This window comes from Vibrio clamense (assembly GCF_050337905.1).
Lineage (GTDB): Bacteria > Pseudomonadota > Gammaproteobacteria > Enterobacterales > Vibrionaceae > Vibrio > Vibrio cortegadensis.
This window is the reverse complement of the sequence record NZ_JAKJTJ010000023.1, coordinates 18096-33407: the sequence shown is the minus strand read 5'-3', so window position 1 is coordinate 33407 and position 15312 is coordinate 18096. Positions and strand designations below refer to the sequence as shown.

Here is a 15312-nt window from a genome sequence, read left to right as displayed (position 1 = left end):
TCTTAAACGTTCCTTGTATCTAAAGTATGCGTTCCTAAAATTAAGCTGCCCTCGAAAGAGCAGCTTTGATAGAGCGGTTACTCTTTAATATGTTGCGCTAATTAATCTTCTTCAATGCTAGCAAGGTACTCTTCTGCACCTTTTAGGTTGTCTAGTTCAGATGCATCAGCAAGCTTCACTTTAACAATCCAACCGCCTTCATAAGACTCTTCGTTGATTAGCTCTGGGCTGTCTTCAAGTTCTTCGTTGATTTCAACAATTTCACCAGTAACAGGTGCGTAGATGTCCGATGCCGCTTTTACAGATTCAACAAGTGAAAAGCTTTCACCCGCTTCAACTTCGTCACCTTCTTCTGGCAGGTCTACGAATACTACGTCACCTAGCATTTCTTGAGCGTGCTCTGAAATACCAATAGTTACAGTACCGTCACCGTTGTCTTTTACCCATTCGTGGCTTTCTGCAAACTTCAGTGTGTTGTCCATTGCTAATCTCCAAAAAAGTTATGTTCGGATTTATATCCAGTTAGTCTTTAAATCTAAATGTATTAACGGTATAGAGGGAATCGGTTACAGAGCTCTTTCACTTGTTTGCGAACGCGCTGTTCTACTTCTGCGTTACCTTCAGGGTGTTCTACAAGCCCATCCAGAACGTCACCAATCCACTCTCCGATGAGTTTGAATTCTTCACTGCCGAAACCACGGCTAGTGCCAGCTGGTGTACCCAATCGGATGCCAGATGTAATCATAGGTTTTTCTGTATCGAATGGAATTCCATTTTTGTTACATGTGATCCCTGCACGTTCTAAAGCTTCTTCTGTCTTGTTGCCTTTTAGGCCTTTAGGGCGAAGGTCAACCAGCATTAGGTGTGTGTCAGTTCCGCCAGTCACGATGTCACAACCGCGAGTTTGCAATACTTCAGCAAGAACTTTTGCGTTCTCGATCACTGAATCGATATATGTGCTGAACTCAGGGCCAAGGGCTTCACCAAATGCGACGGCTTTCGATGCGATAACGTGCATCAGCGGGCCACCTTGAAGGCCTGGGAATACGGCAGAATTAATCTTTTTATTGATGTCTTCGTGGTTAGTCAGAATCATACCGCCACGAGGGCCACGTAGTGTTTTGTGCGTTGTTGTTGTTACAACGTGAGCGTGTGGTAATGGGCTAGGGTGTGCGCCTGTTGCGATAAGGCCAGCAATGTGTGCCATATCGACCATCAAAATTGCGCCTACTTCATCGGCAATTTCGCGGAATTTAGCAAAATCGATAACGCGTGGAATAGCAGAGCCACCCGCAATGATCATCTTAGGTTGATGCTCTTTAGCCAGTTCAAGAACGGCATCGTAATCGATTTCTAATGTCTCTTTATCTACGCCGTATTGAACCGCGTTGAACCACTTACCAGAAAGAGCAGGGCGAGCACCATGAGTTAAGTGGCCGCCAGCATCCAGAGACATTCCTAAGATAGTGTCTCCAGGCGTGAGTAACGCAAGTTTTACTGCACCATTGGCTTGTGCGCCAGAGTGAGGTTGAACGTTTGCGTATTCACAATTAAAAAGTTTTTTCGCACGTTCGATAGCGATAGCTTCAACAGTATCTACATGTTCGCAACCACCGTAATAACGACGACCAGGATAACCTTCAGCATACTTGTTGGTTAAACATGTGCCTTGAGCTTGCATAACGGCTTTAGAAACAATGTTTTCTGAAGCGATTAATTCGATCTGTTCATTTTGGCGAGCATTTTCAGCTTGGATTCCCGCAAAAACAGCGTCGTCTGTAGCAGCAAGGTTCGTTGAGAAAAAACTTTCTAAGCTGTGATTCTGATAAGTGTTATTCATTGTAGATGACCTTCCAAATTAGCTGATGAACTTGAATTATTGTTGTTCGTTCATCTGGTCTTTCGTATGTGTCTGCATTGGTTGTAACGTAAAGTGTAGGGCCATTGCAGTGCGAATATAGTGTCCCAAATGGGCAAAAATCAGCTTGGTGTAAATGTTAATAAGTCAATTTATCCAAGCTTGAAATAGCATCTCTTCATCTAACAAGTCGATAACATAACTTTCGTTGCGCCAATAATCAATCAAAAATTTCCTATAGGAAACAGAGTTTCTGTTTTTGCTACAGGGAGCACGCTTTATTTACCTGTATGCCCTTTAATCAATTAAGAGCTTCGTGCAACAATGATAATTAGACAGGAAGCACTAAAATATAGAGGGAAATATGTCGGAAGATATCTATGACGAATACCCGTCCCTGACCTTGGCGAAGGAATCCCAAGATCAAAATATAGAACCATTAAAATTGGGACAACGAATTAAAGAGGTTCGTAGCAAGTTAGGTATAACATTAGAAGAGGCCAGTCAGCGTACAGGTTTAGCGCGTTCAACCTTGAGCAAAATTGAAAATGAACAGATTTCGCCTACGTTTCAGGCGATGCAAAAATTGGCTCTTGGTTTACAAATAGATATGCCTCAACTGTTTGAACCACCAAGGAAAAAGGTAGCAACAGGGCGTCGCGATATTACCAAGTCAGGTTTAGGTAAATCACACCCTACGCCGACATATGAACATGAACTGCTTGCGACTCAACTTTCTAATAAAAAAATGATGCCGTTCAAGAGTCGCGTGCATGCCCGTTCGTTTGATGAATATGGGGACTGGGTTCGACACGATGGGGAAGAGTTCCTGCTTATTCTTTCTGGCAATGTGATGTTTTATTCTGAGTTTTATGAACCTGTCGAATTAAGTGAAGGGGACAGCGTTTATTACGACGCAAATATGGGGCATATGTTGATCTCTACGAGTGATGAAGATGCGCATATTTTGTGGGTAACAGCAAAGTAATTCGATAAAAGGTGAATTTTCTTATAGTGGATGCAACCGTTTGCCTTTGTCTGTATCTAGCTGAAATAGATACTGTTTTAATGCTTGGAAGTGATTTTATCTCGCTTTCAGGGTGAGTTTTTAATGTAATAAAACTGTTAAATGTCACATTTTTAGCTGTTTTAATCTTGTTAAAGGTGTAAAAACAGTCATGCTTGTTTACTATAGTGAACATAGTTTACTTAAGAGAAACTTTTGATTGATGAGGCTGGCAAGCGTCAAACTCATTATTCATTTTTTCATCACTTGCTGATTAGGCTGCGCTCAAGAGAAGTTCGGCTTAGTTAAGATCACAAGCTACATACTCGAATTTGCTGGGTCTGGCTTAATGGAGAAATAAAATGACTCAAGAAAACGTTAATCAAGAAATGCTGAAAACCCCTTTACACGCTTTGCACGTAGAAGTTGGCGCGAAAATGGTGCCGTTTGCTGGCTATGATATGCCAGTGCAATACCCGCTTGGCGTGAAGAAAGAGCATTTACATTGTCGTGATGCTGCGGGTCTGTTTGATGTTTCTCATATGGGTCAACTTCGTCTCCATGGTGCGAACGCAGCAAAAGTTCTTGAGTCTTTGGTTCCTGTGGACATTATTGATTTGCCATCAGGTAAGCAGCGTTACGCGTTCTTTACTAATGAGCAAGGCGGTATTATGGATGACTTGATGGTGGCTAACCTTGGCGATCACCTATTCGTTGTTGTTAATGCCGCGTGCAAAGCACAAGATATCGACCACCTGATTGCTCACCTTCCAACGGATGTTGAGCTTGAAGTGATTGACGATCGTGCGCTACTTGCGCTGCAAGGGCCAAAAGCCGCAGAAGTGCTTGCTCGTTTTCAACCAGCTGTCGCTGACATGCTGTTCATGGATGTGCAAAAATTAGACATTGATGGCGTGGAATGCATCGTGAGCCGCAGTGGTTACACGGGTGAAGATGGTTACGAAATTTCGGTTCCTAATGATCATGCAGATGCTCTCGCTCGTAAATTAACAGCGGAAACTGAAGTTGAATGGATTGGTCTTGGTGCGCGTGATTCTCTACGTTTAGAGTGTGGTCTTTGCCTATACGGTCACGATTTAGATACGACTACCACACCTGTTGAAGCAAGCTTGCTTTGGGGTATTCAAAAGGTTCGTCGTACTGATGGCGAACGTGCTGGTGGTTTCCCTGGTGCCGATATTATTCTGGATCAGCTGATCACGAAAGATGTGAAGCGTAAGCGTGTTGGTCTGGTTGGTCAAACGAAAGCGCCTGTGCGTGAAGGCGCTGAACTATTTGATGCGGAAGGCAATCAAGTGGGTGTCGTAACCAGCGGAACGGCAGGGCCGAATGCGGGTAAACCTGTATCAATGGCTTATGTACGCACAGATTTAGCGGTGATTGGGACTGAAATTTTTGCTGACGTTCGTGGTAAAAAACTCCCAATGACAGTAGAAAAAATGCCATTCGTTCCACAACGTTACTACCGTGGCTAAAAGCTAAAAGCTAAAAGCTAAAAGCTAAAAGCTAAAAGCAGGGCATTCGCTTGTTAGAATTCGAAATGCTCTAAGCAACAAATAAAAAAGAACTCAGCGATGGCTGGGTTCTTTTGGTTTAGGGTAAACGTTTAGGCGCTACGCTATTTCAATCCGAGTCGCTTCATTAATCGATGCAGGTTCCCGGGGTTAAGTCCAAGCTGTTTGGCTGTCGCACTGAGGTTTTGTTCGTTTTCTAAATAGGCGTGCTGAATAAACTGAGTTTGAAACTGCTCTGTCGCGCGTTTTAGCTCTAAATCTTGTAAATGCTCAAAGTTGTGCAGGTTAGTAAGATCGTTATCAGAGTGAGATTGCTGTCCATTGGCACTACTGGCATTTAGGTGAGTCTCAATATCCAATAACCTGTCTGGTTCATTGCTCATTTGGAAGTGATGGGGTTGCAGTGTGAGGTGAGCACTATTTGATTCTGCTCTTGCTAAAACCGCCGCGCGATTGATTGCATGTTCTAGCTCACGAACATTACCTAACCAGCGGCTTTGCAGCAAAAGCGCAAGTACTGGAGCAGAAAGGTTGATACTGGCAATATTCAGTTTATGTTGGCAGCGTTCTGCAAAAAAACCAGCAAGTAAGATGACATCTTTATCGCGCTTACGAAGTGGTGGAACGAATATTGGAAAAACGCTCAAGCGATGGTATAAATCGGCTCTGAACTGCCCTGTTTTTACCTCTTCATGCATGATCCGGTTGGTCGCCGCGACAATGCGAACATCAACTTTGATGTGGCTGTCATCACCGACACGCTGTATATCCCCGTATTGCAAAGCGCGAAGCAGTTTCGCTTGTAAGCCTAACGATAACTCACCAATTTCGTCGAGAAATAGCGTTCCCTTATTTGCCAGTTCGAACTTACCTTTTCGGTTACTGATCGCGCCAGTAAAGGCCCCTTTTATGTGTCCAAACAACTCACTTTCAGCAACAGATTCAGGCAGCGCAGCGCAATTTAAATAAACTAATGCTTCCTCGTTTCGTTGTGATTGAGCATGAATGGCCTGAGCCACCAGTTCTTTACCAACGCCCGTTTCACCCATAACAAGAACGGAGAGGTCAGTATTCGCGACAGCGCTGATTTGATTTTTAAGCTCAATCATAGCCTCTGACTGACCAATGATCTCTTGCTGCGTTGCACGTGTATGGGCTTGGGACATGTCACTGTGGTTGACGCCAGCGTTGCGTTCCAGTCTTTCCATCAATAGAGCGGTATGAAGGCTACTTGCAGCAAGCGCACTGATCAAACGTAGCTCATGATCAGAGAAACGGCTGAACTGCATAGGATCAAAAGCATCAATGGTGACCGCGCCAATAAGTCGGTCATCTTGTAATAAAGGTAAGCCGATACATGCATGTACCTTTAACTCGTCCTCATGATTTGGAATTAGGCCGTCGTAAGGATCAGGGAGGTCACTGTCAGAAGGAAATCGAACAACATCACCCGCTCTTGCAATGGCTTCTAAACGCGGATGCTGCTCAATATCGAATCGACGCCCCATGACATCATCACTTAAGCCATTAGTTGCGAGTGGAGTGAAGTGCTGATCTTGATAGATCAATAGTGCGGACGCATCGCACTTCAACATATTTCGAACCGTTGCTAATAGTCGAACAAAACGATCTTGTTCCGAAATTCCAGACGTAATGTCTAACGCCACCTGAATCCACTCTTGCTTATATTTATCCATTTCAGTCGCCTTGTTTTGCTTACCGTTCACTATAACAAACATGGGGAATAAGAGAGAGTGAATTTTTTGTCAAAATAACAATAATTGTCATTTATACAAATTATACCTTTTTATCAAAATGACAATTTATAATATTATTTTAAGGTAATTCGATTAAAATCAATAAGATAAAAACTTGGCACGGCAGGTGCAATAAGGAGTTCAGATTCAACATTTATTATTAAACTGTTTATAGGTAAAGCCATGACAATTCATGTAAAAAACAATATTCACTGGGTCGGTCAACGTGATTGGGAAGTTCAAGATTTCCACGGAACAGAATATAAAATGACCAAGGGTACCAGCTATAACAGTTATCTCATTCGTGAAGAAAAAACCGTATTGATTGATACGGTTGACCATCGATTCAGCCATCAGTTTATTCAAAATTTAGAGATGGAAATCGACCTTAAAAGCATCGACTACATAGTCATGAATCATGCAGAAGAAGATCACTCAGGTGCGTTATCGGCACTGATGGAAAAAATCCCCAACACGCCTATCTACTGTACAGAAGCGGCGATTGATTCGATTGTTGGACACCATCATCATCCTGAATGGAACTTTAAAACCGTCAAAACCGGTGATAGCTTGGATATTGGTAACGGTAAGCAACTGGTGTTTGTTGAAGCGCCGATGCTGCATTGGCCAGATAGCATGATGACTTACATCACTGGCGACGCCGTATTATTCAGTAACGATGCGTTTGGTCAGCACTACTGCGATGAGCACTTGTTCAATGATGAAGTGGATCAAAATGAGTTGATGGATCAATGCTTGCGTTATTACTCTAATATCCTTACGCCTTTTAGCAGTTTAGTGATTGCAAAAATCAAAGAGGTGCTGAGCTTTAACTTACCGGTCGACATGATTGCGACGTCTCACGGTATTGTTTGGCGCGATAATCCGATTCAAATTATCGAGAAATATTTAGAGTGGGCAGACAACTATCAAGAAGATCGAATCACGATTTTTTATGACTCAATGTCGAACAATACTCGAATGATGGCTGATGCAATTGCACAAGGTATTCATGATGTGGATCCAAGTGTTGCAGTGAAAGTATTTAATGTTTCACGCCAAGATAAGAATGAAATTCTTGCTAATGTTTTCCGTTCTAAAGGTGTGCTGGTCGGCTCTTCTACGATGAATAACGTCATGATGCCAAAAGTGGCGGGTATGCTAGAAGAAATCACCGGTCTGAGATTTAAAGAGAAGAAAGCCGCTGCATTTGGTAGCTATGGTTGGAATGGCGGAGCGGTTGATCGTATCCATGCTCGCTTAACTGATGCTGGTTTTGAAACCGCGATTAGCTTAAAAACGAAGTGGCGACCAGATGGTAAAGCGATGCGAATTTGCCGTGAACATGGACAACAAATCGCCAAACAGTGGGCATTACATGATTTAGCCGCCGTTCCATTGAGTGCTGAAACCAAAGCCAATTCAAGTTTAGTTGCCGCAGAGCTGCCAGCATCTAATAAGACCGTCAATACAAGCGTTGAAAACACAGTTGAGCATATTGACCCGAAATCTAACGATTCACACGGTGATGATTGCCAATGCATGATTTGTACGGTGTGTAACTGGGTATATGACCCAGCCATTGGCGAAGTGAATCAGGGTGTTGAGCCAGGAACCGCGTGGGATGCCGTTCCAGATTACTTCCTTTGCCCTGAGTGTAATTTAGGCAAAGATGTCTTTGTTCCTCATCAACGTTCCGAGGTCGCGTAATGACAGCTCCGATAACGATTATTGGCAGTGGTTTTGCTGCTTATCAACTGGTGAAATCGATCCGTCGCCAAGATAATAGTGCCTCAATTCGCGTGATCACTGCCGATGATGGACATGATTATAATAAGCCGGATTTAAGCCATGTATTTTCTAAACAGCAGCAAGTTAGTGATGTCATCACATTGAAATCGGAAGCGTTCGCACAGCAGTATCATGTTGAGCTTCTAACCAATCATCAGGTGACATCTGTTGATGCTGAAGCGCAAACAGTGACTTCCAATGAGAAAACATACAGTTATTCGTCGCTGGTTTTCGCGACAGGAGCAACACCATTTGTCCCTCCTTTTGCAGGAAGCGCCGATAACCGGATCATGACGTTGAATAGTTTGAAGGAATTTGAACGCTACCAAACAGGCATCTCAACATCTAAGCATATGCTGCTAATTGGTGGCGGCTTGATTGGAGTTGAATTAGCGCTAGATTTGGCGAATTCAGGTAAAAAAGTGACTTTGGTCGAACCTAATACGACCTTAATGCAAAACCTGTTACCTGAGTATGTTGCGGACAAATTGACTCAAGCATTAAAGCGCAATCAAATTGTTGTTCATACAGAAGTCACGGTTACTGAACTTAATGAGCGTGAGGAAATAATCACAGCGCAACTTAATGATGGCAGTAAGGTTGAAGCTGACAGTGTGATGGTTTGTGCTGGCTTAACACCCAACGTTGCCTTGGCTGAAAAGAGTGGATTAGCTGTAAATCGCGGGATCTGTGTCAATACGCAGTTACAAACCTCTCAGCCGAACATTTATGCATTAGGTGATTGTGCTGAGCTTGATGGTCAGGTTAGGGCGTATTTACAGCCGACATTGATGAGTGCAACGGCGCTAGCGAAAACATTGCTTGGTAGTCCTAGTGCTGTGAATTTACCGTCGATGATGATTAAAGTGAAAACGCCGAGTTATCCCATTCAAGTTGCAGGTATTACCGATAGTAAACAAGTCACCCGCTGGAATATGGACATTGATGCTACGGGGATCATCGCAAAAGCCTTTGATGAAAAGGAAACGCTAATAGGTTTTGTTGTGACTGAACAGAAGGTAACACAAGCCTTTACCCTATTAAGAGCTTTATAAGATAAAAGACGGCATCATAACGAATGAGTTATGGTGCCACTTTCGCCCTCTATTTCAGCAGCCAATCCACCAGCATTGACAGTGAATGATTCTGTCTGTTTTTTGGTTGAATGAGAAAATACCCATTTCCCGACAGCACCGTTTGTGGATGAGGTGAAACGACTCTTCCCAGTAATAAGTCTTGCTCCGCTAAAGTGATATCACCTACTGCTATTCCAAACCCTTGAACTGCTGCATTCATTGCTTGATCTAGCGTCGCAAAGTGTTGGTTCTGCTTACTCTGTAAATTAGCTTTGCCGACATGGTTCAACCAGATTGCCCAGTCACTTTGAGCGGCATTGGCGTGCAACCAAGTAAATTGAGTGAAATCTTCTGGGGTGAGCGCCTTCTTCTGCTCAATCTCTGTCATTAGTTCAGGTCGGCAGATCGGCGTGAGTTTTTCTTCGAATAATAGATCACTCTGTAGTGCTTTTTGTTTAGGAGGTTGACCAAAAACAATCACAGCATCGAAAGGATCGAAGTTCGGTTCGAAGCGATGTTTGATGGTTGACGTCAATTCAACATCAATGTCCGGAAAGGCTTGTTGAAAGCTCATTAGTCTTGGAAGTAGCCATGACGTAATGCAGCTAGGAGCATTCAATTTAATGTGATCTGGGGAGGACGAGACTTGAGAGAGTGCACTTTTGAGCTGTGAGATGGTCTCTTCAATTAACGGAACAAGCTCAACCCCCTTAGGTGTGAGGGATAGCCCTCTTGCATGACGATAAAAAAGATCAATGCCTACATGCTGCTCCAAACTTTGAATCTGCCGACTAATTGCGCCTTGTGTTAAATTCATCTCCTTGGCGGCATGAGTCAAGTTGAGGTGATGAGCGGTCGCAAGAAAAGATTGCAGTGTTTTCGTCGAGGGAAGTGGTTTATTCATAAGTTAGCCATCAAAAAAATGCATGGCTAGTATGCGTTTTTTTCGATTCAAATATCAATGTCTATTTGTTTGAATAGCGTAATGGAATCGTTAGTGTGCATTTTTAGTAAGTAATAAGCCGTGTTATTGAGTGAAAAATCTCAATAAATGAGTAAATATTTATGAAGAGGGATTTGTATTGTCATCATTAGCATCTTGCTTAGTACCGGAGGCGGTAAAAAAATTAATACCTTATCAATCTGCTAGACGTATTGGTGGCGCTGGCCGTATTTGGTTGAACGCTAATGAACTTGAGACACCAGTACAGTATGGTTCGTCAGTGCAAGCTTACAATCGCTATCCTGATTTTCTTCCTCATGATATTGCTGCTGCCTACCAATCATATTGTCAGATAGATAGCCCTACGGTGGCTGTTCGAGGTGCGGATGAAGCCATTGATTTACTGATCCGAACTTTTTGTCAGCCCGGAAGAGACAGAGTTTTGATCTGCCCGCCGACTTACGCGATGTATGAGTTCTGTGCTGATGCATTAGCGATAGAGACGATTCAAGTTCCTCTACTTGATAGCTTCAATTTAAACGTAGAAGCCGTGATTGAGCAATCACATAACGCCAACCTTGTATTTTTGTGTTCACCGAATAACCCAACAGGTAACGTGATCCCGAAAGAAGAGATCATTCGAGTACTCGACGCGACTCAACAGCATGCGATTGTCGTGGTAGATGAGGCGTACATCGAGTTTGAAATGAAAACCAGCGTGGTTTCTCTTATCGAACAGTATCCAAATCTTGTGGTTATTCGAACGTTATCGAAAGCGTTTGGTCTTGCGGCGGTGCGCTGTGGGTTCATTCTCGCGGATGAAAGCGTCATGGAATATGTGGCAAAGCTTATCCCACCGTACCCTATGCCAGATTGTGTAGCCGAAATCGTCTTGCAAGCCTTATCTCAGGAAGGTTTAGAAACCATTGCAACCTCAACGAATGAATTGATTGATGTTAAAACGTGGTTTATTAAAGAACTCGAAAAGTTTGAATGCATAGAGAAGATATACCCTTCTGCAACGAACTTTGTATTGCTTCGAGTTTCAGAATCATTTGATTTATTTAACCTCTTGTTAAGCAATGGCATTGTGACCCGAAATCAAGGGCATGAACCCGCACTTAGGAACTGTATTCGTATCACTATAGGCACCAAAGAAAGCATGGCCGAAGTGCTCAAGGTACTACAAAATCACGTCAGTAATCAGTAATCAGTAATCAGTAATCAGTAGATAGAATAGTCATTATAAAAGGAATTTCTAATGAAGAAACTTGCTCTAGGTCTTACATGCGCAGCGGCAATGCTCTGTTCAGCAGTTCAAGCAAAAGAGATACGCTTAGCATCAGACTTTACTTATCCACCTTTTAATTACAAAAACAGCGAAGGTACGCCAGTCGGATTTGATATCGAAATTGCTGATGCTTTGTGTTCAGAAGCAAAGCTTGAGTGTGTCTGGGTATCTCAAAGTTGGGATGCATTGATTCCAAGTTTATTGGCTCGTAAATCGGATGTGATTATGGCATCGATGCGGATCACTGACGAACGTAAACGCAAAGTCTTGTTTACGGATAAATATTACCAAACCCCTGCTCGTTTTGTGGCCAGTTCGACGGAGTCGTTCTCAATTGATTCGCAAGGTTTGACAGGAAAAACCATCGGTGTTCAGCAAGGTACTATTCATGATCGCTATGTGACTGATAAATTTGATGATGTTGCAAAAATTAAGCGTTATACAGGACAAGATGAAGTGTATTTAGATCTTGCAAGTGGACGCTTGGATGCAACTTTTGGCAATTCCGATCAATTAGCTCTCGCTTTTTTAGAGAAAGAGCAGGGAAAAAGGTTTGAATTTAAAGGGAAAGCGGTCACTGATAAAGCTTATATCGGGGAAGGAACCGCTTTAGCGTTAAGGCTTAAAGATAAAGCGCTGGCTGAAAAATTTAACAACGCAATTATGAAGATTCGAGCCAATGGCACCTACGATAAAATTGCCAATAAATATTTCACATTTGATATTTATGGTGCTGACTTGTAAATCATCGTTTGCTGTATGGTAAGTGATAAAGGAAACCAATCTCAGCGGGATTGGTTTTTTGCTTTTTATGGGGCTAATCTTTAACTGCGATTGAATTTTTGATAGAGATTAGTGTGAACTATAACCTATTGATTAATTAGACATTAACGAATTTTCGATAATTGGTTCATTTAAAAATACTTATATTGCGCATAATATGTGCTCCGCCTCGAAAATCTTGATGATTTTGTAAAATCGATTCATATCATTTATGTAAAAAGGTATTATCGTTTCAGACAATAAGAAGGAATGATGAAATGAAACAATGGACACTTCTCGCTTTAGCGTGTTGTTCGGCAGTCAGTATGGCGGATGTAGAAGTACAACCATATATCGTTAACGGAACGTCTGCGTCGGTAGATACATTTCCATCAATGGCGAGTTTGTTTATTGATGCAAGGGAGTTTACAGGGAATGAATCGGACTATTGGTCATATTGTGGTGCGACAGTATTAGCTCCACAATACATATTGACTGCGGCGCATTGTGTATACGGTGACGATACAAGTGGGAAGCGATCGAAGCTGTTTACTGTTGTGGTGCCTAAGCTGCAAAAGGAAGATGACTTTCCAAATGGTAACATTCAAAGCGCACGTGTCAGTGAAATTTTTTACCGTTCAGACTATAAACATGGGGCTGAAAATTTATGGCGTAATGACATTGCGATATTAAAGTTAGACTCTGCGCTGAATATTGACTCGATTAATGGAATAGCTGAGTTTGCGGATAATGAAAATTACCGCACTGTAGCAAATTCGTTTGTGGCTGTTGGGCATGGAAATACCAAGACTGGTGTTGATAGTAGTAAGAATTTATTGAAAACAGAATTGAAATACGTAGTTAATTCAACCTGTGCAAACGTATTTCTTGCGGGCTCATCATTAACGGAAAAACAAATCTGTTTTGATGGCGATTTTAGTGCTTTGACTGGCCTTTCTAATGCAACTTGCCAAGGTGATTCTGGTGGGCCAGTGTATTGGAATGATGGAGGCACTTATAAACAAGTGGGTTTAACCAGTTTCGGGCCAACAACTTGTGGCGATCCAACTGCGAATGTTACGTCAGTATTTACTGAAATCACCGATTATAAAGGTTGGATCAATAGTGTCGTTAGCGGCAATGAGACTCCAAAATTTGTCGCGACTGATGCAAAACGTCAAGCCTTCTTTGATTCAAGCTCTGGTGGCGGTGGTGGGAGCTTACCTCTATGGAGTGTGTTCGCACTTGGCTTCATTGGACTGTTTAGAAAACAACAACGATAAATATATCGACCTTAATCAAATTGCTCTGAAATAACATTTAAAGCCTGCTGCATTATTGCCGCAGGCTTTTTTGTTGCTTGTGAGTTTGAGTCTTAAAAACTTTAAAGCTAGGAAGACATTGATGCAGCCTTATTCATAGCTGGCTTATTTATAGATCGAGAGATAAAAAAACACCTCCACAATTCGGGAGGTGTTAATGCCTACGGGGGAGGGCATAATGAATTCTGAAGTTTACTCTTTATGCTGCGGAGATAGACTTCTCTTTACTGTCAGCTCTGCTTTTTAGGAATGCGTAACCAAACCCTGTTACGGCTGTACCTGCTGCAATGGCCACTAAATACATCAGAACTGGTGAAATAGCACCTGGGATGAGTAGGACGAACAACCCGCCATGTGGAGCCATTAACTGAGCGCCAAATAACATAGACAGAGCACCTGTTAACGCACCGCCAGCCATGCATGCAGGAATGACGCGCATTGGGTCTTTGGCTGCAAATGGAATCGCACCTTCAGAGATGAAACATAAACCAAGCACGAAAGAGGCTTTTCCTGCTTCACGTTCACCGGCTTCAAATTTCTCTTTTACAAGGAATGTCGCAAGGCCCATACCTAATGCTGGAACCATACCTGCCGCCATAATCGCTGCCATCGGTGCATAAGTTTGTGAAGCCAATAAGCCAACACCAAACGTATAAGCCGCTTTATTTACTGGACCACCAAGGTCGAAACACATCATGGCACCAAGAATAATGCCGAGTAGAACCGCGTTTGATGTTCCCATGTTATTGAGGAAGTCCGTCATAGCAGACATGATGCTTGATACTGGGCCACCGACGATGTAAATCATCACAAGGCCAGTGAACAAACTCGCAATAAACGGAATGATAAGAATAGGTTTAAGCGCTTCCATTGATTGTGGAAGAGAGACTTTATCGGCTATGAACTTCGCTGAGTAACCCGCGATAAAACCGGCTGCGATGCCACCTAAGAAGCCCGCACCAGTTGAGCTTGCTAACATGCCACCAATTAAACCCGGAGCTAAACCTGGGCGATCTGCAATGGAGAACGCAATAAAACCAGCCAATACCGGAATCATCAGAGCAAAGGCTGAACCACCACCGATGGTCATAAGTGCAGCGGCCAATGTCCCTTCTTCTTTAAAGGCTTCGATACCAAAAATGAATGAAAGCGCGATAATCAAACCACCAGCTACCACAACAGGAAGCATGTGTGAAACACCAGTCATTAAGTGTTTGTATACCCCTTTCTTTTCATCATTTTGTGAACTATCAGATGATTTGCCGCTATGGGTGTAAGTGGTCGCTTCAGCCAATGCCTTTGTGATCTCTTGCTCGGTCTTTTTCAGAGCAAGCCCAGTACTTGTACGGTACAAAAGTTTACCGTTAAAGCGATCAAGAGGTACTTCAATATCGGCGGCGATAATCACTAGATCGGCGTCTGCAATATCTTGATCAGTCAGTTGGTTTTTAGCGCCAACCGAACCACGGGTTTCGACTTTGACATGATGGCCTAAGCGTGTCCCTTCATTTTCTAATGCTTCTGCTGCCATGAATGTGTGGGCAACACCTGTTGGGCATGCTGTGATTGCGACAATTTTCTTTTGGTTGCTATTCAGTGCAGTTTCAGATTCAACAGATGTAGATGTCGGCAGAGTAGTGGCTTCGGTTAATACTTCGGCTTGATTGATGGCATTTTGCAAAAAAGATTTTGGATCTGAAGTGCATTGAGAAATCTCAGCTTGATAAACTTTCTTACCAACAAAGCGAGAGGTATCTACAGGTGTGTTAGCCGCGATAACCACAACATCAGCCGTGGCGATTTGGTTGTCGGTTAGCGCTTCTGTAGGCATAACAGTGGATTGACACTCGACTGTTGGGTTCCAGTTCAGTGCTTTAGCCGCCTGTTCTAATAAGCCAGCGGCAATAATGCTGTTTGCTACGCCGCTCGGACAAGCGGTAATAATAGAAATATTCATAATGTTGACCTTTG

12 protein-coding genes are annotated in these 15312 nt (G+C 42.9%); 7 read left to right on the top strand and 5 right to left on the bottom strand.

Annotation, left to right across the window (positions count from 1 at the left end; all coding sequences use genetic code 11):
* Window positions 1-101 precede the first annotated feature (101 nt).
* A complete protein-coding gene (gene gcvH, locus L4C39_RS11130) occupies window positions 102-482 on the bottom strand; it encodes a glycine cleavage system protein GcvH (RefSeq protein WP_113797783.1) in 381 nt (126 codons plus the stop codon).
* Between the two features lie 62 nt (window positions 483-544).
* On the bottom strand, window positions 545-1840 hold the full coding sequence (locus L4C39_RS11125; protein WP_017053429.1) for a serine hydroxymethyltransferase: 1296 nt from the start codon (window positions 1838-1840) through the stop codon (window positions 545-547).
* A gap of 382 nt (window positions 1841-2222) precedes the next feature.
* Between L4C39_RS11125 and L4C39_RS11120 the strand changes: the two genes are divergently transcribed.
* On the top strand, window positions 2223-2846 hold the full coding sequence (locus L4C39_RS11120) for a helix-turn-helix domain-containing protein (RefSeq protein WP_113797785.1): 624 nt from the start codon (window positions 2223-2225) through the stop codon (window positions 2844-2846).
* A gap of 380 nt (window positions 2847-3226) precedes the next feature.
* The gene (gene gcvT, locus L4C39_RS11115) at window positions 3227-4360 is read left to right on the top strand and encodes a glycine cleavage system aminomethyltransferase GcvT (protein ID WP_017053427.1); all 1134 of its coding nucleotides are present in this window, start codon (window positions 3227-3229) and stop codon (window positions 4358-4360) included.
* Between the two features lie 143 nt (window positions 4361-4503).
* On the opposite strand, the gene norR is transcribed toward gcvT, so the two are convergent.
* Window positions 4504-6096, bottom strand: coding sequence for a nitric oxide reductase transcriptional regulator NorR (gene norR, locus L4C39_RS11110; RefSeq protein WP_261889840.1), 1593 nt, complete (start codon window positions 6094-6096; stop codon window positions 4504-4506).
* Window positions 6097-6339: 243 nt separating this feature from the next.
* Between norR and norV the strand changes: the two genes are divergently transcribed.
* Window positions 6340-7866 carry an anaerobic nitric oxide reductase flavorubredoxin gene (norV, locus tag L4C39_RS11105; RefSeq protein ID WP_429745915.1) on the top strand — a complete coding sequence of 509 codons (1527 nt, stop codon included), beginning with the start codon at window positions 6340-6342 and terminating at the stop codon, window positions 7864-7866.
* Window positions 7866-9002, top strand: a complete 1137-nt coding sequence (norW, locus tag L4C39_RS11100; protein ID WP_429745913.1) for an NADH:flavorubredoxin reductase NorW — start codon at window positions 7866-7868, stop codon at window positions 9000-9002. Before norV ends, norW begins: the two co-directional genes overlap by 1 nt.
* Window positions 9003-9051: 49 nt before the next feature.
* On the opposite strand, the gene L4C39_RS11095 is transcribed toward norW, so the two are convergent.
* The gene (locus tag L4C39_RS11095; RefSeq protein ID WP_429745911.1) at window positions 9052-9927 is read right to left on the bottom strand and encodes a LysR substrate-binding domain-containing protein; all 876 of its coding nucleotides are present in this window, start codon (window positions 9925-9927) and stop codon (window positions 9052-9054) included.
* 178 nt (window positions 9928-10105) lie between these two features.
* On the opposite strand from L4C39_RS11095, the gene hisC reads away from it, so the two are divergent.
* The 3 genes from hisC (at window position 10106) to L4C39_RS11080 (ending at window position 13302) form a co-directional block, all read left to right on the top strand.
* Window positions 10106-11176 (top strand): histidinol-phosphate transaminase, encoded by a 1071-nt coding sequence (gene hisC / locus L4C39_RS11090; RefSeq protein ID WP_429745909.1) that lies wholly within the window; start codon window positions 10106-10108, stop codon window positions 11174-11176.
* 51 nt (window positions 11177-11227) lie between these two features.
* A complete protein-coding gene (locus tag L4C39_RS11085; protein WP_429745907.1) occupies window positions 11228-12001 on the top strand; it encodes an ABC transporter substrate-binding protein in 774 nt (257 codons plus the stop codon).
* Window positions 12002-12297: 296 nt separating this feature from the next.
* Entirely contained in the window at window positions 12298-13302 is a 1005-nt protein-coding gene (locus tag L4C39_RS11080) for a S1 family peptidase (protein ID WP_429745905.1), read from the top strand.
* 238 nt (window positions 13303-13540) lie between these two features.
* Here the strand turns inward: L4C39_RS11080 and fruA are convergent, their stop codons facing one another.
* On the bottom strand, window positions 13541-15298 hold the full coding sequence (gene fruA / locus L4C39_RS11075) for a PTS fructose transporter subunit IIBC (protein ID WP_429745903.1): 1758 nt from the start codon (window positions 15296-15298) through the stop codon (window positions 13541-13543).
* Between the last annotated feature and the right edge of the window lie 14 nt (window positions 15299-15312).